The sequence below is a fragment of the Streptomyces sp. ITFR-21 genome (genome assembly GCF_031844685.1).
Taxonomy (GTDB): domain Bacteria; phylum Actinomycetota; class Actinomycetes; order Streptomycetales; family Streptomycetaceae; genus Actinacidiphila.
In genome coordinates this window covers 3,491,029-3,511,793 of the sequence record NZ_CP134605.1, presented here as the reverse complement: position 1 = coordinate 3,511,793, position 20,765 = coordinate 3,491,029, and the positions used below count along the sequence as shown (strand labels likewise).

The following is a 20,765-nucleotide window of genomic DNA, read 5'->3' as shown; positions in this document are numbered from 1 at the left end:
CGTGAGCCGCGCCGCCACCCGGCGGGCGACGGGCGTTCACCCTGTCGGCGGAGCCCGGACACGATCCGGGGGCAGGCGCGTGTCGCGCCTGCCCCCGGATCGGGTGCGGAGGGGTCGGGTGGGTGGTGCGGGCGGGTGCGGTACGAGGGCCGGGAGCGGTGTCGCCTCAGCCCTTCGTCCCGGCTCCGGCGGCGGTGTCCTTCCCGCCCGCGGTCCCGGACCCGGCGCCGTCGTCGGTCGCCGCGTCCTCTTCGGCGGCGGCTTCGGCTCCGGCTGACGCGGTGTCGTCGGAACCGGTCTGCGCCGCGCCCTCTACGGCCTCCGCGGCCTCCTCGGCCTCCGTCTCGTCGCCGTCCTCGAAACGCGCGTCGAGCACCGCGTCGAGTTCGGCCGTCCACTGCTTGAGGACGCTCCGCGAGGGCGCCTCCACGTCGGACTGGAACCAGCGGCGGGCGGAGGTGTAGACGGTGACGGAGAAGCGGCGGCCGAACCGGGGCGTGTCGATCTCGACCGCGCCGATCTCGTCCCAGCCGAACTCCGCTTCCTGGTCGTCCAGGCGGAAGGTGACGCCCTCGCGGTCGGCGACGATCGCGCCGCGCCGGTCGGTGGCCTCGAAGACGGGCAGGCCGTCGTCCGCCGGCTCGGCGGCGTCCCCTTCGTCCCCTTCGTCCCCTTCGTCGCCGTCGGCCCCGTCGTCGGCGGCGTCCCGGTCGTCCGTGTCCCGCACCGGGGAGTCCGCGGGGCGGGCCGGGGCCGCGGCCGGCGCGGCGGGCGCCGCCACCGGGGTGGCCGCGGTGTCCTCGGGCGGAACGTCCGCCGGCGCGGCGGCGTCCGTGCTGGGCCCCTCGGCCGGAACCGGGGGCGTGAGGCCGGGGATGAACGCAGGATCGATCCCTGCGGGTGGCACCGGCGGGCTGGTCGAACCTATGCGCTGCTCCACGCGGGGCAGTATGGCCGATGAAGCTGTGCCGTCAAGACCCGGCCCCCGTCCCGGCGTCCGGGCCGGGACGTTCACCCCGCGGCGGTCCGGGGGCGAGCCTCCTGCGAGGGCGGCGGGCGGGGCACACGGCAGACCGGGGCGCGGGCGGGAACGGGCACACGGCGGGGCGGGGGCGGCGGCGCCCGCGGCCACGGCCGGGGCCGGGGCCGAGGCCGGGGCCGGGGCCGAGGCCGGGGCCGGGGCCGGCCGGGGGACAATCCGACCGGTTGCCGGTCGCCACCCATCCGGACGTCGCGCGGCTCCGAACGCCCCTCGACGCCGATACGCAGGTCGGCGTCGGAGTCCGTCGACCGCGTGACCGCCCGGAGGTGTCGATGCGCGTGACAGCGCACAGGAGCCCGGCCCCGGCACCCCGCCCCGGGGCGCTGGAGTCGCTGCTCGAACGGGTCTCCCTGGGCGACCAGGACGCCTTCGAGAGCCTCTACACCGCGGTCGCCGGGTCCGTACTCGGCCTGGTGCGCCGGGTGGTACGCGACCCCGCGCAGTCGGAGGAGGTCGCACAGGAGGTACTGATCGAGGTGTGGCGGCACGCGGCCAGGTTCGACGCCGCGCAGGGCAGCGCCATGGCCTGGATCATGACGATGGCCCACCGCAGGGCGGTCGACCGGGTGCGGTCAGCCCAGGCGTCCGCCGACCGGGAGCACAAAGCGGGCCTGCGCGACCACAGCCCGGCCTTCGACGAGGTGACCGAGCAGGTCGAACGGCGGCTGGAGCGCGAGCAGGTACGCCGCTGCCTGGAGCGCCTCACCGGGTTGCAGCACGAGTCGGTGACGCTGGCCTACTACCGCGGCTACACCTACCAGGAGACCGCCGAGGTGCTCGGCGTGGCCCTGGGCACCGTCAAGACCAGGCTGCGGGACGGCCTGATCCGGCTGCGCGACTGCCTGGGAGTGGCCTCATGACCGTCGCCGACCTGCACACGCTCACCGGCGCCTACGCGGTCGGCGCGCTGCCCGCGGGCGAGGCGGCGGACTTCGAGCGCCATGTCGCCCGCTGCGAGGCGTGCGCCCGGGAAGTGCGGGAACTGCGGGAGACCGCGGCCCGCCTGGCGCTCGCGGTCGCCGAGGTGCCGCCGGCCGGACTGCGCGTCCGGGTGCTGGCGGCGCTGCCGGACGTCCGGCAGCTGCCGCCGCGGACCCGGCGGCGCCCGGCCGCGGCCGGGGACCGGCGGTGGCGGCCGCGGCTGCCGTACCTGGCCGCCGCGGCCTGTCTGGCGGTCGCCGCGGTCGCCGCCGGCGTGGCCGTGGACGCCCGGCACGACGCGGCCGCGCAGCGCGGCCGGACCGCCGCGGCCGAAGCCGGGTCGCGGGCGGTGGGCGCGGTGGCCGCCGCGCCGGACGCCGCCTTCCACACCCGGGCGCTGACCGGCGGCGGCACCGCGACGGTGGTGTTTTCGGTCCGGCTCGGCCGGACGGCGGTCCTCTTCCACGGTCTGCCGAAGCTGCCCGGCTCCCGGGTCTACGAGCTCTGGTACAGCCGGGACGCGACGATGGTCCCGGCGGGCCTGCTGGACCCCGCCGATCCGTCCGCCGCGCTGCTGCTCACCGGCGGCCCGGCGGGCGCCGAAGCCGTCGGAGTCACCGTCGAACCCCACGGCGGCTCCGCCACTCCCACGGGCACGCCGCTGGCCGTCGTCCCCCTCTGACCGCTCCGGCGGGCAGGCGGGCAGGCGGGCAGGCGGGCAGGCGGGCAGGCGGCGGACAGTGGACGGCGGCGGTCCGGTGGTGACACGGGCACGCCGACCGGCGGTGCGGAGGTGGGCGGTGCGACAGCGGGGACAGCGGCCACCGTGCGGGCACCCGGTGGATCCCGCCCGGTGCCGCCACCGCGCCGCCCGATTACCGGTGACGGTGTGTTACCCGCCGTCGAGTCCCGCAACCCCTGTTTCACCCGAACGTTGCGACCTGACCGGACCACCTTCCGCTCTCCGTACGCGTTCCACTACTCTCCGTGGTGACGCCCGTCGTGGCGGTCACCCTCCGCCCACATCCGATCCCCCGGAGCCCACGCGATGCGACGCATCCTCAGCAAGCTCGGCGCCCTCGCGGCGGTCGCCCTGCTCGCCTGTACCGCCACCGAGTCAGCGGGCGCGGCCACCCCGGGCCCCGCCGCGGCCACCGCCGCCCCCGCCTACTTCGTCATGCGTGACGTCACGGGCTCGGAGTTCACCGTCCAGCTCACCGGCCACGCCGAGATCACCGAAGCCCGCGAGATCGTCGACGAGGGCCTGCACAAGATCGTCATCGGCCGGATCGTCAAGCGGCCCGCCTTCTACAACCCGCAGTGGAGCTTCCACTACGACCCCGCGACGGTCACCTTCGCCGACCTCGCCATCGAGGTGTGCGACGCGACGGCCCCTTACGTCGAGGGCCACCTGGACGAGGCCGGCGGCGCCTTCCTGCCGGGTCTGTACTGGTGCCCGTGGACCGGACGGCTGATCAGGGAGATCCACCCCTCCTGACCCGTCCGTACGCCGCCGGCGCCCCGTAGTGAGCACGCGGGAGTTCACCCCCCGGGCGCCGGCACCCGCCGGCCGGCGGCCCTCTTCCCTCGCGCCGACAGCCGGTCGGCGCGGTGGCCGTCGGCCTCCCGGGCCCGGCTCAGTCCTCGCGCACGCCCACGGTCAGCAGCAGGTTGGCGTAGGTGCGCCGGTCGCCGGTGGCGATGACGAGCGCGGTGGCGGGGCCGCGGGCGGCCTCGTAGAAGGCGAAGCGTAGAAGGCGAAGCGTAGAAGGCGAAGCGTAGAAGGCGAAGCGTAGAAGGCGAAGCGTAGAAGGCGAAGCGGTCCAGCCCGTCGAGAGTGAGGGCGGGGATGGCGGCGCGGAACGCCGCGAAGACGGCGGGCTCGGGGAGTCTTGCCGGCGGGCGCATCACAGCCGCCGCCTCCACCTGGTGGCGTCGGCCAGCCCGTCCAGAACCTCGGTGACGAGCAGCCGGCCGGGTTCGAGGTTCAGATAGACCCGCTCGGCGGCCGAATGGGCGCCGGTGGTGTGCGGGTAGTGGCCATCGCTGATCGATACCCGGGAGCAGTGGCCCGCCGACGCCAGCGCGGCCAGAATCGTCGGATGGGTCAGCCGGTAGCGCAGCATTGGCGGAGGCCCTTGTCCGTTCGGTGGGTCCTACGGACCGCGAGACATCCGATCTCCACCGGTCACCGAAGCGTGGAGACCGGACGTCGTCCGCGTAAAGCCGTGGTTGGGGCCCCGTCCGCACGGCCGCCCCGGTTACGGCAGGGTCAGGATCTGGTACGAGTCCCCGTAGGTCTTCCACTTCAGCGGCGGGTCGAGGTTGAGGTTGCCCGCCTTGAGGAAGACCCGCTGCTCGGTGTCCACCCGGCTGGTGTCGTCGTGCGCGTCCTCGGTCTTCATCGCCGCCTTGCGGGCGTCGAGGAAGGCGTTGAGGTACGTGGTCTCGTTGCCGCCCTGGGCCGGCGGTTTGGCCTTCTTGACGGCGGTCTTGCGGATGCCGCCGAAGCTCACCGGGTCGTTGCCGGGGCCGTGCATCACGATGGCGTCGTAGTAGATGAACTGGCCGAGGGTGCCCAGGCCGTCCGACTTGGCCTGGCTGACCGACGGGTTGAAGTACACGCTGTCGCGCTCGTCGTTCTGCGCGGTCTGGAAGACGGTGTCCTTGGCGGCGGTCTTCCAGTCGCTGACGAAGGCGCTGCCCAGGCCCGAGTGCGAGTCGGTGCCGTTGACCTGCTGGAGCGCCGGGATGTACTTGGCGAGGACGTTGCCCGGCTTGAGGTCCTTGTAGTGCTGGACGAGTTCGAGCATGTCACCGGTGCCGGAACAGAAGCCGATGATGCCCGCGGTGTAGCCGCGGCCGTCGCCGATGTCCTCGATGTACTTGTACTGGGCCTTCCAGTCCAGCGAGGAGTTCTCGGCGGAGCTGACCAGCTCCATCGCGATCTCCTTCTTGTGCGGGTCGGCCAGTCCGGTGCCGGTGGCGTTCGGCTTCGCGGCGGCGGCGTGCGTGCCGGCGGTGACGGTCGCCGCGCTGCCCGGGGCGGCCAGCGCGAGCGACGCGCCGCCCGCCGCCAGCACTCCGGCGGCGGTGACGAGGGCGATCCGCCGGGTGGCGCGGGGGCGCCGGCGCGGGCCGGCTCCAGCGGGGGAGGCGGCCGGGCCGGCCGGGGGCGTGTGGGGGGAAGGCTGCATGTGCGTCTCCGTTCAGGGGAAACTCAACCACCTGGTTAGGAAAGCTTCCTAACCAATGCGGAGTATTGAAGCACCACCGGGCCCGCGCGCCAAGGGGCCGGCGCGGGGGAACGTGCGGAGCCCGGGAGGCGGGCGGAAACGGGTGGGGCGGGGCGGGGATAGGCCCACGAAAACCCGCCCGCCGGGCGCCCGGAGCGACGACGCGGGGGGGTATGTGCCGAAGCATCAGGACGCTCAGGGCGCCGATGACGCCCGAGGCCCACGACGAGGACGTCCGGGCCGCCGCGCTCCGGTACGTGCGGAAGATCTCCGGGTTTCGGGCACCGGCCGCCCACAACCAGGAGGTGTTCGACGCCGCGGTGGCCGCGGTGGCCGCCGCGACCGCCACTTTGCCGGACGGGTCGGAGGTACGCGGCGCGGGTCCGGCGGCGAAGGCCGGCTGACGCCTAGCCTGGCGGTCATGGAGCACATGACCGCCGCCCAGTGGCGTACTTTCGCGTCCGTCGGCACCCGCACCGGAAAGCTCGCCGTCCAGCGCAAGGACGGGCGCCCGCACGTGACGCCCGTCTGGTTCGTCCTGGACGACGCCGACCCGGACGACGTCCAGGTCGTCGTGAACACCGGGCGCGACTCCGTCAAGGGCCGCGCGCTGCGCCGCGACCCGCACTTCGCGCTGTGCGTGGACGACCAGGAGGCGCCCTACTCCTTCGTGCTGCTGGAGTGCATCGCGGAGCTGAGCGAGGACCTGGTCGAGCTGGAGAAGTGGGCCACCAGGATCGGTGCCCGCTACATGGGCGAGGGCCGGGGCGCGGAGTTCGGTGCCCGCAACGCGGTCCCGGGCGAGTACCTGGTCCGCGGGCGGATCGACAAGGTCACCGCGTGGGCGCGGCTGGCGGAGTAGCGACGGCCCCCGGGTCCGGCGGCGGCGCGGTGACGGGCGGTGGCCGCGGTGACGGCGCGGCGGGAGTCGCGGCGCGGTGACGGGCAGCGGCCGCGGGACGGTTCCCGCTGAGCTCGGACGCGTCGCAGGTGCCGGTATGCGTGTCGGGCTCGGGACAGGCGCCCCGGCGCCGCCGGCCTCCGGCACCGCGGGTGCCGGGACTCCCGCGGTCACCCGTCGCTTACGGCCGCGCTCGGTCCCGCGCCGGCGAGCGCCGGTTTCCCGGCCTTCGGTCCGGGCTCGCGCGCAGACGGCGAAACCCCGGCCTTTGCCTCGCACTTCCGGCCGGAATGTATGACTCCCGTCACATCAGGGCGGCCGGTTATACCATGGCGGCCGGCCGGAATTCGAGTGGCGGAGAAGGTGAGAAGCGTGACGACCGTGACGGCCTTTCCGCCGTTTTCCCCTTCGCCCACGGGGTCCCGCACGGGGTCGGTACACTGCTTCGGGTCCCGGCGTCCCGGTCCGGCACCCGGAATTGTCACCGCACGTCCACGGATCACCCGCGAACGGCTGCCGGCCTTCCGGAACCTCCCCGGTACGGACGGGGGACGGGGAAGTTCACAGCTCGCCGCGGCAGGTGGCCAGCCACTCCAGCGACTCGGCCGGCGACAGCGCCACCTTGTCCAGCGCGTTCATCGCCTTGGTGTACTCCACCACCTCGTCGTGCTTGTCGATGTACAGCGCCCCGGTCAGCTGCTCCAGGTAGACCAGATCGGGCAGGTCCGACTCCGGGAAGCTGAGCAGCGTGAACGGACCGCCGCCCGCCGCGTGTCCGCCGGTGGCGAACGGCAGGATGCGCACGCTGACGTTGGGCGCCTCGGCCGCCTCCAGGATGTGCCGGATCTGGTCGCGCATCACCTCGCGGCCGCCGAACGGGCGGCGCAGCGCGCCCTCGTCCATCACCGCGACGAAGTGGGGTGCCCGCTCCGATACGAGGAGCTTCTGCCGTTCCAGGCGTAGGCCGACTCGTCTTTCCACCCACGGGCCCGCGGCCTCGGGGTGACCGAGCCGAATCACCGACCTTATGTAGTCCTCGGTCTGCAGCAGGCCGTGCACGAACTGGACCTCGAACGTGCGGATGAGCGCCGCGGACTCCTCCAGGCCGACGTAGGTCTGGAACCAGGTGGGCATCACCTCGCCGTAGCCGTGCCACCAGCCGGCCGCGTTGGCCTCGCGGACCAGACCGAGCATGGCGAGCCGCTCGCCGCCCTCCGTGACCCCGTATAGCGTCAGCAGGTCGGCGACGTCGCGCTCCTTGAAGCTGACTCTGCCCAGCTCCATCCGGCTGATCTTCGACTCGGACGCGCGGATCGAGTAGCCCGCGTCCTCCCTGGTGATGCCACGGGACTCGCGCAGCCGCCTCAGCTGCGCCCCGAGCAGCATGCGTCGCACGATGGACCCGCCTCCCGGCTGCCCTGCGCTCATAAGTCACGCTCCGCCCTTGGTTCATCAGCAGTCTGCCACTAATGCGCAGCACGCAGTACCCATTCAGTCACTCTCCATCGTCACGTGCATCATTCCTTGCAGATGCACGTGCAGACGCTCTTGCATCTCCGGGTACTGATCCATGAGCATGGGGACCGTGGAGATACCTCGGGGGCTAGCATGAGGACAGAGGCCGTGGCCGTGCTGGAGCCGTTATGGCAGGGTGTGCTCGCACCTGAGCGACTCGCCGCGGCCAACGGCGCCACCTGTGAGCTGGGCGCCCACCTCGAATCGGTCCGCGAGGCCCGTCGTTTCACGCGCTCGACCCTCCAGCGGTGGGATCTGTCCGCCCTGCGGGACTCCATGGAACTGGTAGCCTCTGAGCTGGTCACCAACGCGCTGCGGTACGCGGTCCCGGTCGGTGCGACCGGGGCTCCGGTCCGACTCAGCCTGGTCCGCTGGACCTCCCGGGTGGTGTGCGCGGTGCGCGACCCGAGTTCGGCGGCGCCGATCGCCAAGGACCCGGACTTCGTCGCGGAGACCGGCCGTGGCCTGCACCTGGTGGACTCGTTCAGCGAGAACTGGGGCTGGCACCCGCTGAGCGGCGCGGGAAAGGTCGTCTGGGCGCTTTTCCTGGCGCCGGGCGGACCGCGCCGCTAAGGCCCGCCGCTCCACCCCGCGACGCCACGGAAATCCACACGTCAGGCCCTGGACGCGCAGGAACGGCGGAGGGCGCGCCGGCCGACGGACACACGAAGACGCACGGGGGTGCGCAGCGGTGGTTTTAATCCCTTAGGGCCCTTCGGGGGGCCTTTCACAAGCCTTTCACGGCATGAGGTGGTCGAATTCACCGGCCTTGACGCCGATGATCATCGACTCGATCTCCGCCCGGCTGTATATGAGCGCCGGCCCGTCCGGGAAGCGCGAATTGCGCACCGCGACCTCACCGTCGGGCAGCGCCGCGAACTCGACGCAGGTGCCATTGGCATTGCTGTGCCGGCTCTTCTGCCAGACGACTCCCGTAAGGTCTTCTGCGGCCATTCCATTGTGCGTCCGGCGCATCAGTCACTCCCATAAGTGCCTTGTCTGGTACCGGAGATGATAACTCGTAATCCGCGCACGTGCATCTGCACGTGCATGTGCACGTGCAGTCACCGTCGGTGAACATCTGGGCTGCTGTCGGCGGTCGGCCGCCGGGCGCTCACGGCGTAACCGCAGGTCGAAAAGGGGCGGCGTATACACCCGTACGGTCGGATACGATATTGACAGTCCGTAGCTGGATTACTCACTCCGCGCAACGAATTGGGAGCAGCCTGCAATGGCTCGTCACCTCATCACCTCTGCCCTGCCCTATATCAACGGGATCAAGCACCTGGGCAACTTGGTGGGGTCCATGCTCCCGGCCGACGTCTACTCCCGGTATCTGCGGCAGCGCGGCCATGACGTGCTCTACATCTGCGCCACCGACGAGCACGGCACCCCGGCCGAACTGGCCGCCAAGGAAGCCGGGCTGCCCGTCGACGTGTTCTGCGCCCAGGCCCACGACGCGCAGCGGGCCGTCTACGAGGGATTCGCGCTGTCCTTCGACCACTTCGGCCGCAGCTCCTCCCCGCAGAACGCGGACATCACCCAGGACTTCGCCCGCCGGCTGTACGAGAACGGGTTCATCGAGGAGCGGGCCATCCGCCAGGTGTACTCGCTGGCCGACGAGCGCTTCCTGCCCGACCGCTACATCGTCGGCACCTGCCCGCACTGCGGCTACGACAAGGCGCGCGGCGACCAGTGCGAGAACTGCACCCGGGTACTGGACCCCACCGACCTGATCGACGCCCGCTCGGCGATCAGCGGGAGCAGCGCGCTGGAGGTGCGGGACACCAAGCACCTCTTCCTCCTCCAGTCGAAGCTGGCCGGCGAGGTCGAGGCGTGGATCGACGCCAACAGCGCCGACTGGCCGACCCTGGCGTCCTCGATCGCCCGCAAGTGGCTCACCGAGGGCCTTCAGGACCGGGCGATCACCCGGGACCTCGAATGGGGCGTCCCCGTCCCCGCGGACACCTGGCCGGAGCTGGCCGCCGCGGGGAAGGTCTTCTACGTCTGGTTCGACGCCCCGATCGAGTACATCGGTTCCACCAAGGAGTGGTCTGACGCGGCGCCGCAGGGCCGGGAGCGGGACTGGCGGTCGTGGTGGTACGACGCGGACGGCGGTGAGAACGGCGTCCGGTACACGGAGTTCATGGCCAAGGACAACGTCCCCTTCCACACGGTGATGTTCCCGGCGACCCAGCTCGGCACCCGGCAGCCGTGGAAGATGGTCGACTACGTCAAGGCCTTCAACTGGCTGAACTACTACGGCGGCAAGTTCTCCACCTCCCAGCGGCGGGGCGTCTTCACCGACGCGGCGCTGGAGCTGCTGCCGGCCGACTACTGGCGCTACTTCCTGGTCGCCAACGCGCCCGAGTCCGACGACACCTCCTTCACCTGGGAGCTGTTCGCGTCCTCGGTGAACAAGGACCTCGCGGACACGCTCGGCAACTTCGTCAACCGCGTGCTGTCCTTCTCCCGCAAGCGGTTCGGCGACGAGGTGCCTGCCGGGGCCGCCCCCGGCGCGGTCGAGGTGAAGCTCGGCGAGCAGATCGCCGGGCTGCTCGCGGAGTACGAGGGCCACCTGGAGGCCCTCCGGTTCCGCAAGGCCGCCCAGGCGCTGCGGGCGCTGTGGAGCGCGGGCAACTCCTACCTGGAGGAGAAGGCCCCCTGGCTGGAGATCAAGACCGACCCCGAGGGCGCCGCCCTGACGCTGCGCACCGCGATGAACCTCATCCACCTGTACGCGGTCGTCTCCGAGCCCGTCATCCCGGCCTCGGCCGCCGCCATGCGCGGCGCCTTCGCGCTGCCCGACGACACGGCGTCCTGGGTCACCCCGGACGAGGCCCGCACCCTCGCCGGCCTCCCCGCCGGCACGCCCTTCACCGTCCCCCCGGTGCTGTTCGCCAAGATCACCGACGAGGACCTGGCCTCCTACATCGCCCGCTTCGGCGGCGACCCGGACGCGGACCGGTAGCCACCGGCGGTCCGGTGCCGGCGGGGGGCCGGCTGATCCCGGCCGGTTCCGGCCGCCGCCCTCGGGAACCCGCCGCCCCCCGGCAACGCGGAACACCGGCGGAGCCGAAAGGCGGCTCCGCCGGTGTCCGGTACGCGCGGTGCGGCGCGGTCAGCTCTTGGGGTTGGGCTTGCGCACCGAAAGGTGCAGCTCGCGCAGCCGGGCCTCCGGCACCTCCGAGGGCGCGCCCATCAGCAGGTCCTGGGCGTTCTGGTTCAGCGGGAAGGCGATCGTCTCGCGGATGTTGGGCTCGTCGGCGAGCAGCATCACCATCCGGTCCACGCCGGGGGCGATCCCGCCGTGCGGCGGCGCGCCGTACTGGAACGCCCGCAGCATGCCGCCGAACTCGGCCTGTACGGTCTCCCGGGAGTACCCGGCGATCTCGAACGCCTTGTACATCACGGCCGGTTCGTGGTTGCGGATGGCGCCGGAGGACAACTCGACGCCGTTGCAGACGATGTCGTACTGCCAGGCCAGGATGTCCAGCGGGTCCTTGCTCTCCAGCGCCTCGAGTCCGCCCTGCGGCATGGAGAACGGGTTGTGCGAGAACTCGATCGCGCCGGTGTCCTCGTTGCGCTCGAACATCGGGAAGTCCACGATCCAGCAGAAGCGGAACACGTTCTCCTCGAACTGCCCGGTGCGGCGGGCCGCTTCGACCCGGACCGGGCCCATGATCCGGCTGACCTCGTCGAACTCGCCCGCGCCGAAGAAGATCGCGGTGCCCGGCTTGGCGCCGACCGCGGCGAGCAGCGCGGTGACGTTGTCCGGGGTGAGGAACTTGGCGATCGGGCCGGTGAGCGCGTGGTCGTCGCCGACCCGGACCCAGGCCAGGCCCTTCGCGCCGAGCGAGACGGCGTACTCGCCGAGCGAGTCGAAGAACTTGCGCGGCTGGTCGCCGGTGTCCGGCACCGCCAGCGCCCGCACGTGCTTGCCGGCGAACGCCTTGAAGTCCGAGCCGGCGAACACCCCGGAGACGTCGACGAGTTCCAGCGTGGTGCGCAGGTCCGGCTTGTCGTTGCCGTACTTGAGCATCGACTCGCGGAACGGGATCCGCGGGAACGGCGAGGTGACCGGGCGACCGCCGCCCAACTCGGTGAACAGGTCGGTCATCACCTTCTCGATGACGCCGAACACGTCCTCCTGCTCGACGAAGCTCATCTCGACGTCGAGCTGGTAGAACTCGCCGGGCGAGCGGTCGGCGCGGGAGTCCTCGTCGCGGAAGCACGGCGCGATCTGGAAGTAGCGGTCGAAGCCGGAGATCATCAGCAGCTGCTTGAACTGCTGCGGGGCCTGCGGCAGCGCGTAGAACCGGCCGGCGTGCACGCGGGAGGGGACCAGGAAGTCGCGGGCGCCCTCGGGGGAGGTGGCCGACAGGATCGGGGTGGCCATCTCGTTGAAGCCGAGCGCGGTCATCTCGCGGCGCAGGAAGGAGATGACCTGGGTGCGCAGCATGATGTTGCGGTGCATGCGCTGGCGGCGCAGGTCCAGGAAGCGGTTGGTGAGCCGCATCTCCTCGTTGGCGTTGTCCTCGGGGAAGACCGGGAAGGGCAGCGGGGCGGCGGCGCCCAGCACCTCCAACGAGGTCACCTCGACCTCGACCCCGCCGGTCGGCAGCTCCGGGTTGACGTTCTCCGCCGAGCGGGCCACGACCCGCCCGTCGACCCGGACCACGGACTCCTTGGACTGCCCGCTGAGCTGGTCGTACACCGCCGAGCCGGGCCGGACCACCAGCTGGGTGAAGCCGTAGTGGTCGCGGAGGTCGACAAAGAGGATGCCGCCCAGGTCGCGGCGATTGTGCAGCCAGCCGGACAGGCGGACGTCGAGGTCGACGTCGGTGGCGCGTAGCTCGCCGCAGGTGTGGGACCGGTACCGGTGCATCAGCTTCTCGTCCTGCCGTGGTGTTCGGTTGGGGTGGCCGGGCCAGCGGCCGAGCACAGCCTACCGGCGCCCGGGGCCGCTCCCCCATCGGTATACATTGCCCCATATCATTGCAAGGCTCATAAACTGGGGTAATGCGCACCGAGGACGTCCTTGCCGCCGTGGGCTGCGGCCTGTGGCAGTGGGACTGGTCGACGGGCACCCTGTCCGCCGACGCCCGGACGGCCCGGCTGCTGGGACTGCCCGGAGTGGCCGCCACGCACTCCTACGCGGCCGTCCGGGCGTGCTTCCACGCCACCGACTACGTGGCCTTCGCCGCCGACCTGGCGATGGCCCGCTCCGAGGGCGCGGTCGCCGAGTCCCGGCTGCGGGTGGTGGACGGCGACGGGGTGGTCCTGCGGACGGTGCTGATCCGGGTCCGCCCGCAGGGCCGCATCCTCAACGGCACCGTGCACGAGGTGCGCGGCCTGCCCGGCTCCGCCGCCGCCCGGGACTGGCGCCGCTCCCGGGAGGCGTTCCTGCTGGACGCGGGCCGGGCGCTGGCCGAGGCCGACTCGACCGCCGAGGTGCTGCGGGTGGCGGCCACCTTGTCGATGCCCGGATTCTCACCGGAGGGCCTGGCCGTCTTCAGCCGGGACGGCGACCGGCTGGTCCTGGTCGGGCACCAGGGCCAGAAGCTGCCGCCCACCTTCCCGCTGGAGTTCCCGGTCGAGGGCGGCTACCCGGCGGCCCGGGTGATCCGCACCGGGCGGGCGGTCTACCTGACCTCGCCCGAGGAGTACCAGGAGAACTATGCCGAGACCTGGCCGGTGGTGAAGGTCTTCGGCCGCTCCTCCTGGGCGTTCCTGCCGCTGACGGTGGCCGGCAAGACGATCGGCGTGTGGATGGCCGCCTTCCGGGACTCGGTCGAGTTCACCGCCGACGAACGCTCGGTGCTCACCACGGTGGCCCGGATGCTGGTCCAGGCCCTGACCCGGGCGCACGTGCACGAGTCGGAGCGGGCGCTGTCCGACGGGCTCCAGCGCCAGATGATGCCCGCCCGCGAGCCCGGTATCGAGGGCATGGCCGTCGCCGCCCGCTATGTGCCGACCGGCGGCGGCCTCCAGGTCGGCGGCGACTGGTACGACGTGATCGGCCTGCCGTCCGGCCGCACCGCGATCGTCATCGGCGACGTGCAGGGCCACGACGTGGAGGCGGCCGGGCTGATGGGCCAGCTGCGGATCGCGCTGCGGGCCTACGCGGCCGAGGGCCACCGGCCGGACGCGGTGCTCTCGCGGACCTCCCGCTTCCTGGCCGGGCTGTCGGAGGGGGTGCTGCGGGACGAGGTACGGTTCGCGACCTGCCTCTACCTGGAGGTCGACCCGGCCACCGGCGCCCTGGACGTGGTCCGCGCCGGGCACCCGGAGCCGGCCGTCCGGCTGGGCGACGGCACCACCATCGTCCGCCGCACCGACGGCGGCCTGCCGCTGGGCGTCGAACCGGACTCCGACTACCCCACCACCCGGCTCACCCTGGAACCCGGCGAGGTGGTGCTGCTGTGCACCGACGGCCTGATCGAGACCGGCGGCCACGACCTGGAGACCGGCTGGCACCGGCTGTGCGCCGTCTTCGAGGCGGGCCCGGCCGACGATCTCGAAGCCCTCGCCGACTCCCTGCTGCGGGCGGTGCACGGCCCGGCCTCGTACCACACGACCGGTCCGCTCGCCGATCGCCGCGAGGACGACATCGCCCTGGTCCTGCTGCGCCGCGACCCGGACGGCCCCACCTGCGCCGTGCCGATCCGGCGCACCGTGCTCACCGTCCCGCAGTCCGACCCCGGGCGGATCGGCAGCGCCCGGGAGGACGTCCGCGCCCTGCTGCACGACTGGGTCTCCGCGGACCAGCTCGAATCGGCCGTGCTGCTGGTCTCCGAGATGGTCACCAACGTCCTGGTGCACACCGAGGGGGACGCGGTGCTCACCGCCGAGGTCACCGGCGTGCCCGGCACCCGCCGGCTGCACGTCGAGGTCGGCGACCGCTCCGACGATATGCCGCACCGCCGCTCCCCGGGCGAGATGGCCTCCAGCGGCCGCGGCCTGCTGCTGATGGAGGAGCTCGCCGACTCCTGGGGCGTCGACCCGCGCGGCGACGGCAAGTCCATCTGGTTCGAGCTCTACGAGGACTGAGCCCGGCGCGCGCCGCGGGTCAGCGGCCGAGGACGGTGTCGGCGGGGATGGTGCCGAGCCGGCCGGCCTGGAAGTCGTCGAAGGCCTGGGCGAGTTCGGCGTGGGTGTTCATCACGAAGGGGCCGTACTGCATCATCGGCTCGCGGATGGGCCGGCCGCCGAGCAGCACCACGTCGAGGTTGGGGGAGCGGGACTCCTGGGTCTCGTCGGCCCGCAGGGTGAGGGAGTCGCCCTTGCCGAAGGTGACCGCCTGGCCCATCCGGAACGGGCGGACGCCGGGGCCGGCGAAGCCGCGGCCGGCCAGGCCGTAGGCCAGCGCGTTGAAGTCGGGGCGCCAGGGGATGGTGACGGAGGCGCCGGGACTCAGCGTCAGGTGGACCATGGTGATCGGGGTGTGGGTGGCCCCGGGACCCTGGTGACCCCCCAGCTCGCCGGCGATCAGCCGGATCAGCGCACCGCCGTCGCCGGAGGTGAGCAGCCTGAGGCCGCCGGCCCGGATGTCCTGGTACTTGGGCGGCATCATCTTGTCGGCCTTGGGGAGGTTGACCCACAGCTGGAGGCCGTGGAACAGGCCGCCGCTGGTGACCAGGGACTCCGGCGGGGTCTCGATGTGCAGCAGCCCGGAGCCGGCCGTCATCCACTGGGTGTCGCCGTTGGTGATGACCCCGCCGCCGCCGTGCGAGTCCTGGTGGATGAAGGTGCCGTCCATGATGTAGGTGACGGTCTCGAAGCCGCGGTGCGGGTGCCAGGGGGTGCCCTTGGGCTCGCCCGGCGCGTACTCCACCTCGCCCATCTGGTCCATCATGATGAACGGGTCGAGGTGCCGGTAGTCGATCCCGGCGAAGGCGCGGCGGACCGGGAAGCCCTCCCCCTCGAAACCGCTGGGCGCGGTGGTGACGGACAGCGCCGGGCGCGGCTGCGCCTCGGGCGCGGCGGTCACCCGCGGCAGGGTCAGCGGGTTCTCAACGGTCACGGCGGGCATGACGGCCTCCTTGGCTACTGCTCCAATGTAGTTGAAGGCTTAACCTCTCGCAAGGCGTGACTATTCCGTCACCGAGACGCACCGCCGGGCGCCCCCACGGACCCCGGACCGGATCGGCCGCCTCCCGGGGCAGCCGTCGGCCGTCGGTCAGCCGTACATCCGGCGCATCGTGAAATCGATCATCTGCTCGACGGCCTTCGCGTCGAACACCATCCGGTGGCGGCCGTCGATGTCGAGCACGAAGCCGTAGCCGGTCGGCAGCAGGTCCAGCACCTCGGCACCGGTGATGACGAAGTACTTGGACTCCTTGCCCGCGTACCGCCGCAGCTCCTTGAGCGTGCTGAACATCGGGATGACCGGCTGCCGGGTGTCGTGCAGAGCCAGGAAGCCGGGGTTCTCGCCCCGCGGGCAGTAGACCTTGGACGTGGTGAAGATGGCCTGGAAGTCCTCGGCCGCCAGCGAACCGGTGGTGAAGGCCCGCACCGCGTCCGACAGCGACGGCGGCGAGGGCTCCGGGTAGCCGGGAGCCTGCTCCTGGTAACCGGGCGACGGCTCGGGATAGCCGCCGCCCATCGGTGCGGCACCCATGGGGCCGCCGGGTCCAGCGTTCACACTCTGCTCGTAGCCGTACACACGCCCAGCCTAACGAAGGCGGCGGCCGGAACGAGGTAACGGTCACATCGGGACGGCGGGGGTTGCTTCTTATTACCGACGGGTAGCATGATTTCGTACCAGCACACCTCCTTCTTCTTGACACAGCAGCAGCGATACGGAGCCGTCGTCATGGGGCACTACAAGTCGAACCTCCGCGACATCGAGTTCAACCTCTTCGAGGTCCTCGGCCGCGACCAGCTGTACGGCACGGGTCCGTTCGCGGAGATGGACGTGGACACCGCGAAGGACATCCTGGGCGAACTCGCGCGGCTGGCCGAGAACGAGCTGGCCGCGTCCTTCGCCGACGCCGACCGCAACCCGCCGGTCTTCGACCCCGAGACCGGCGCCGCCCCGGTCCCTGCCTCCTTCAAGAAGAGCTACCGTGCTTTCATGGACGCCGAGTACTGGCGGCTCGGCCTGCCCGAGGAGATCGGCGGCACCACCGCGCCGCGCTCCCTGATCTGGTCCTACGCGGAACTGGTGCTCGGCTCCAACCCCGCGATCTGGATGTACTCCTCCGGCCCCGCCTTCGCCGGCATCCTCTACGACGAGGGCACCGAGGAGCAGCAGCGGATCGCCGCCCTCGCGGTGGAGAAGCAGTGGGGCTCCACCATGGTGCTCACCGAGCCCGACGCCGGCTCCGACGTCGGCGCCGGCCGCACCAGGGCCGTCCGGCAGGAGGACGGCAGCTGGCACATCGAGGGCGTCAAGCGCTTCATCACCTCGGGCGAGCACGACCTGGCCGAGAACATCATCCACTACGTGCTGGCCCGCCCCGAGGGCGCCGGCCCCGGCACCAAGGGCCTGTCGCTGTTCATGGTGCCCAAGTACGAGTTCGACACCGCCACCGGCGAACTCGGCGAGCGCAACGGCGTCTACGCCACCAACGTCGAGCACAAGATGGGCCTGAAGGCCTCCAACACCTGCGAGCTGACCTTCGGCGACAAGCACCCCGCCAAGGGCTGGCTGATCGGCGACCGGCACGACGGCATCCGGCAGATGTTCCGGATCATCGAGTTCGCCCGGATGATGGTCGGCACCAAGGCCATCGCCACCCTGTCCACCGGCTACCTCAACGCGCTGGAGTACGCCAAAGACCGCGTCCAGGGCCCGGACCTGGCCCGGTTCACCGACAAGACCGCGCCCAAGGTCACCATCACCCACCACCCCGACGTCCGCCGCTCACTGCTCACACAGAAGGCGTACGCCGAGGGCATGCGCGCCCTGGTGCTGCACACCGCCTCCGTCCAGGACGCGATCCAGGTCGCCGAGGCCGCCGGCCAGGACGCCGCCCACCTGCACAGCCTGAACGACCTGCTGCTCCCGATCGTCAAGGGCTACGGCTCGGAGAAGTCCTACGAGCAGCTCGCCCAGTCCCTGCAGACCTTCGGCGGCTCCGGATACCTCCAGGAGTACCCGGTCGAGCAGTACATCCGCGACGCCAAGATCGACACCCTGTACGAGGGCACCACCGCGATCCAGGGCCAGGACTTCTTTTTCCGGAAGATCGTCCGCGACCAGGGCCAGGCGCTGACCGCGCTCAGCGAGGAGATCAAGAAGTTCCTCGCCGAGGCGACCGGCGGCGAGGAGCTGGCCGCCGCCCGCGACCAGCTCGCCAAGGCCGCGGTCGACTTGGAGGGCATCGTCGGCGCCATGCTCACCGACCTGGCCGCCACCGAGCAGGACGTCCGCTCCATCTACAAGGTCGGCCTGAACACCACCCGGCTGCTGCTGGCCTCCGGTGACGTGGTCATCGCCTACCTGCTGCTCAGGGGCGCCGGCGTGGCCGCCGACAAGCTGCCGGACGCCTCCCCCAAGGACCGGGCCTTCTACACCGGCAAGATCGCCGCGGCGAAGTTCTTCGCCACCGACATCCTGCCGGGCGTCGGCGTGCAGCGGGCCATCGCGGAGAACGTGGCCCTCGATGTGATGGACCTGCCGGAAGAGGCGTTCTGAGCCCGACCGCCCCTGGCGGCACACCCGCCATCCGCTGATACTCCGGGTGACCGATCCGGTGGTGTTCCGCCACCATCCAGGTGGCGGAACACCGTCTTTTCTATGCTGGCCGTATGAGTCACCACTCTCGTACGTTCGACCGCGACCACACCGCGGACCTGGCCTCGTTCGTGCAGGCCAGCCCCACTCCCTACCATGCGGTGGCCGTCGCGGCCGACCGGCTGGAGAAGGCCGGGTTCCAACAGGTCAGCGAGACCGCGGCGTGGGACGGGCGGACCGGCGGCCGGTATGTGCTGCGCGGCGGCGCGATCCTCGCCTGGTTCGTGCCGGAGAGCGCCCGGCCGCAGACCCCGTACCGGGTGGTCGGCGCCCACACCGACTCCCCGAACCTGCGGGTCAAACCGCGCCCCGACATGGGCGCGGCCGGGTGGCGTCAGGTGGCCGTGGAGGTCTACGGCGGCCCGCTGGTCAACAGCTGGCTCGACCGCGACCTGGGGCTGGCCGGCCGGCTGTCGCTGCGCGACGGCAGCACCCGGCTGGTGAACGTCGACCGCCCGCTGCTGCGGGTGGCCCAACTCGCCATCCACCTCGACCGCGGGGTCACCGACAACGGCCTCACCCTGGACAAGCAGCGCCACCTCCAGCCGCTGTGGGGCCTCGGCGACGCGACGGACGGCGACCTGATCGACTTCATGGCCGCCGAGGCGGGCGTCGCCGCCGAGGACGTGGCCGGCTGGGACCTGATGACCCACGACGTGCAGCCGCCCGCCTTCCTCGGTCGCGACCGGGAACTGCTCGCCTCCCCCCGGCTGGACAACCTGCTCTCGGTGCACGCGTGTCTTGCCGCGCTGACCGCGGCCACCGAGTACGACCGCGACCTGTCGCACATCCCCGTCATGGTCGCCTTCGACCACGAGGAGAACGGCAGCGAGTCCGACACCGGCGCCAAGGGCCCCCTGCTCGGCCGCGTCCTCGAACGCTCGGTGCACGCACGCGGCGGCGGCTACGAGGAGAGCGTCCGGGCCCTGGCCGGCACCGTCTGCGTCTCCTCCGACGTCGGCCACGCGGTGCACCCCAACTACCCCGAGCGTCATGACCCCACCCACCACCCGCGGGCCAACGGCGGCCCCATCCTCAAGACCAACGTCAACCAGCGGTACGCCACCGACGGCGCCGGCCGCGCGATCTTCACCGGCGCCTGCGAGCGGGTCGGTGTCCCCTTCCAGCACTTCGTCTCCAACAACGCGATGCCCTGCGGCACCACGATCGGGCCCATCACCGCGGCCCGGCACGGCATCACCACCGTCGACATCGGCGTCCCCGTCCTTTCCATGCATTCCGCCCGTGAACTGTGCGGCGCCGACGACCCCCACATGCTGGCCTCCGCGCTGCGTTCCTTCCTCGAGGGCGAGGGCTGAGCACCGCGGCCCGATCCCGTCCCCTCCGGTCCGGTCCCGTTCGGCCCCCGCGTCTCCCCCGCCTTTCACTTACTTCACGCGCGGACCCGTCCCCCGGTGACAGCCGAAAATCCCGGACCCCGGCCGGGACGCCGACCGGACCGGCGACCGGGACCTCCGTCGGACCGCGGGTGCCCGCGCGCCCGCCCGCGCGCCCGCCCGCGCCCGCCGCCCGTACCGGCACCGCCGGCTGACGCCCGCCGACTGTCGAAGGGACGGGATCTTTCCGTCATCAAATCGTGAACCGGCTCCGCCAACATGGTCACGCCAACCGCAACCAACCGTCGCAACCGGGGGAATCCATCGTGCTGAGCCGCCGTCACCGCACCGCCGTCGCCATCGCCGCGGGCACCGCCGCCGCGGTACTCGTCCTGGCCGGGTGCCACTCCACCTCCTCCGGCACCGGGCACCACGGCCACGGGACCTCGCACTCCAAGTCGAAGAGCTCGAAGAAGCACCACTAGCCACAGCGGTCCGGCGGTGGCCGCCGCGGGACAAGCCGTCCGCCGCCCCGCGGCCCCCGCCCCGACCCGCGCCCACTGCCGACCCGCGCCCGCCGTCGGCACACGCCCGGCGCCGACCCGCGCCCGCCGCAGGCACACGCCCGCCCCCGGCACACGCCCGGCGCCCACCCCGCCGCATCCATGCCCCGCCCGCGCTGATTGAGCGTCAAAAGCGCGGGCAGGCGCCTGATTGACACCACATGCACATCGAGTCAAGTCGATCAACGGAGGCGGGCATTGTGGGTATCGGAGGCTGCATCATCCTGATTGCGGTCGGAGCGATCGTCACGTTCGCCACCGACTGGCACGCGAAAGGCGTCAACGTCGACCTGGTGGGCCTGATCATGATGGCCGTCGGCATGATCGGCCTGGCCGCCTACGTCAGCATCTTCAAGCGGCGCCGGCTGCCCCCGACCGCGAACGGCGACGTGCCGCCCGTGGTCGAGGAGCGCTACTACACCGACGACCGCTACCCCGGCGGCCGGTACTGAACCGGCACTGAGCCGGGGCCGAGGGCCCGTTCCGGCCGCCGCGGCGCGCCGCGC

At 71.9% G+C, this 20,765-nt stretch carries 20 protein-coding genes and 1 pseudogene; 12 read left to right on the top strand and 9 right to left on the bottom strand.

The features are described from left to right. Positions 1 to 166: 166 nt before the first annotated feature. The gene (locus RLT57_RS15380) at positions 167 to 940 is read right to left on the bottom strand and encodes a hypothetical protein (protein ID WP_311297960.1); all 774 of its coding nucleotides are present in this window, start codon (positions 938 to 940) and stop codon (positions 167 to 169) included. A 374-nt stretch (positions 941 to 1,314) separates the two neighbouring features. Between RLT57_RS15380 and RLT57_RS15375 the strand changes: the two genes are divergently transcribed. From RLT57_RS15375 to RLT57_RS15365, 3 genes are all read left to right on the top strand, one after another. Next, positions 1,315 to 1,902: a sigma-70 family RNA polymerase sigma factor gene (locus tag RLT57_RS15375; RefSeq protein WP_399128730.1), complete on the top strand. Its 588-nt coding sequence runs from the start codon at positions 1,315 to 1,317 to the stop codon at positions 1,900 to 1,902. After that, positions 1,899 to 2,645 carry an anti-sigma factor gene (locus RLT57_RS15370; protein WP_311297958.1) on the top strand — a complete coding sequence of 249 codons (747 nt, stop codon included), beginning with the start codon at positions 1,899 to 1,901 and terminating at the stop codon, positions 2,643 to 2,645. Before RLT57_RS15375 ends, RLT57_RS15370 begins: the two co-directional genes overlap by 4 nt. 366 nt (positions 2,646 to 3,011) lie before the next feature. After that, the gene (locus RLT57_RS15365; RefSeq protein WP_311297957.1) at positions 3,012 to 3,461 is read left to right on the top strand and encodes a calmodulin-binding protein; all 450 of its coding nucleotides are present in this window, start codon (positions 3,012 to 3,014) and stop codon (positions 3,459 to 3,461) included. Between the two features lie 139 nt (positions 3,462 to 3,600). Here RLT57_RS15365 and RLT57_RS15360 read toward each other — a convergent pair. The 3 genes and pseudogenes from RLT57_RS15360 to RLT57_RS15350 form a co-directional block, all read right to left on the bottom strand. After that, a pseudogene (locus RLT57_RS15360) lies at positions 3,601 to 3,711 on the bottom strand (RbsD/FucU domain-containing protein); the annotation flags it as partial. 159 nt (positions 3,712 to 3,870) lie between these two features. After that, positions 3,871 to 4,089, bottom strand: coding sequence for an RbsD/FucU domain-containing protein (locus RLT57_RS15355; protein ID WP_311297956.1), 219 nt, complete (start codon positions 4,087 to 4,089; stop codon positions 3,871 to 3,873). Positions 4,090 to 4,224: 135 nt separating this feature from the next. After that, the gene (locus RLT57_RS15350) at positions 4,225 to 5,160 is read right to left on the bottom strand and encodes a chitosanase (RefSeq protein WP_311297955.1); all 936 of its coding nucleotides are present in this window, start codon (positions 5,158 to 5,160) and stop codon (positions 4,225 to 4,227) included. A gap of 212 nt (positions 5,161 to 5,372) precedes the next feature. Between RLT57_RS15350 and RLT57_RS15345 the strand changes: the two genes are divergently transcribed. Further along, positions 5,373 to 5,603, top strand: coding sequence for a DUF2277 family protein (locus RLT57_RS15345; protein WP_311297954.1), 231 nt, complete (start codon positions 5,373 to 5,375; stop codon positions 5,601 to 5,603). 26 nt (positions 5,604 to 5,629) lie between these two features. Beyond that, a complete protein-coding gene (locus RLT57_RS15340) occupies positions 5,630 to 6,061 on the top strand; it encodes a PPOX class F420-dependent oxidoreductase (RefSeq protein ID WP_399129855.1) in 432 nt (143 codons plus the stop codon). A 600-nt stretch (positions 6,062 to 6,661) separates the two neighbouring features. On the opposite strand, the gene RLT57_RS15335 is transcribed toward RLT57_RS15340, so the two are convergent. Continuing rightward, positions 6,662 to 7,528: a helix-turn-helix domain-containing protein gene (locus tag RLT57_RS15335; protein ID WP_311297952.1), complete on the bottom strand. Its 867-nt coding sequence runs from the start codon at positions 7,526 to 7,528 to the stop codon at positions 6,662 to 6,664. 180 nt (positions 7,529 to 7,708) lie between these two features. Between RLT57_RS15335 and RLT57_RS15330 the strand changes: the two genes are divergently transcribed. Next, positions 7,709 to 8,188 (top strand): ATP-binding protein, encoded by a 480-nt coding sequence (locus tag RLT57_RS15330; RefSeq protein ID WP_311297951.1) that lies wholly within the window; start codon positions 7,709 to 7,711, stop codon positions 8,186 to 8,188. Between the two features lie 165 nt (positions 8,189 to 8,353). On the opposite strand, the gene RLT57_RS15325 is transcribed toward RLT57_RS15330, so the two are convergent. Beyond that, complete coding sequence (locus RLT57_RS15325) at positions 8,354 to 8,590, bottom strand: DUF397 domain-containing protein (protein ID WP_311297950.1); 237 nt, start codon at positions 8,588 to 8,590, stop codon at positions 8,354 to 8,356. 256 nt (positions 8,591 to 8,846) lie between these two features. Between RLT57_RS15325 and metG the strand changes: the two genes are divergently transcribed. After that, positions 8,847 to 10,586, top strand: a complete 1,740-nt coding sequence (gene metG, locus RLT57_RS15320) for a methionine--tRNA ligase (RefSeq protein WP_311297949.1) — start codon at positions 8,847 to 8,849, stop codon at positions 10,584 to 10,586. Between the two features lie 150 nt (positions 10,587 to 10,736). Here metG and aspS read toward each other — a convergent pair whose 3' ends face one another. Further along, positions 10,737 to 12,503, bottom strand: a complete 1,767-nt coding sequence (gene aspS / locus RLT57_RS15315; protein ID WP_311297948.1) for an aspartate--tRNA ligase — start codon at positions 12,501 to 12,503, stop codon at positions 10,737 to 10,739. A gap of 134 nt (positions 12,504 to 12,637) precedes the next feature. Between aspS and RLT57_RS15310 the strand changes: the two genes are divergently transcribed. Continuing rightward, complete coding sequence (locus RLT57_RS15310) at positions 12,638 to 14,668, top strand: ATP-binding SpoIIE family protein phosphatase (protein ID WP_311297947.1); 2,031 nt, start codon at positions 12,638 to 12,640, stop codon at positions 14,666 to 14,668. A gap of 19 nt (positions 14,669 to 14,687) precedes the next feature. On the opposite strand, the gene RLT57_RS15305 is transcribed toward RLT57_RS15310, so the two are convergent. Then, entirely contained in the window at positions 14,688 to 15,650 is a 963-nt protein-coding gene (locus RLT57_RS15305) for a pirin family protein (protein WP_311297946.1), read from the bottom strand. A gap of 147 nt (positions 15,651 to 15,797) precedes the next feature. Further along, positions 15,798 to 16,283 (bottom strand): SseB family protein, encoded by a 486-nt coding sequence (locus RLT57_RS15300; protein ID WP_399128724.1) that lies wholly within the window; start codon positions 16,281 to 16,283, stop codon positions 15,798 to 15,800. A gap of 150 nt (positions 16,284 to 16,433) precedes the next feature. Between RLT57_RS15300 and RLT57_RS15295 the strand changes: the two genes are divergently transcribed. From RLT57_RS15295 to RLT57_RS15280, 4 genes are all read left to right on the top strand, one after another. After that, positions 16,434 to 18,260 (top strand): acyl-CoA dehydrogenase, encoded by a 1,827-nt coding sequence (locus RLT57_RS15295; protein WP_311300727.1) that lies wholly within the window; start codon positions 16,434 to 16,436, stop codon positions 18,258 to 18,260. Positions 18,261 to 18,373: 113 nt separating this feature from the next. Then, the gene (locus tag RLT57_RS15290; RefSeq protein WP_311297945.1) at positions 18,374 to 19,678 is read left to right on the top strand and encodes a M18 family aminopeptidase; all 1,305 of its coding nucleotides are present in this window, start codon (positions 18,374 to 18,376) and stop codon (positions 19,676 to 19,678) included. A gap of 344 nt (positions 19,679 to 20,022) precedes the next feature. After that, positions 20,023 to 20,181 (top strand): hypothetical protein, encoded by a 159-nt coding sequence (locus RLT57_RS15285; RefSeq protein ID WP_311297944.1) that lies wholly within the window; start codon positions 20,023 to 20,025, stop codon positions 20,179 to 20,181. A 278-nt stretch (positions 20,182 to 20,459) separates the two neighbouring features. Then, entirely contained in the window at positions 20,460 to 20,711 is a 252-nt protein-coding gene (locus RLT57_RS15280) for a hypothetical protein (RefSeq protein WP_311297943.1), read from the top strand. Positions 20,712 to 20,765: the final 54 nt, after the last annotated feature.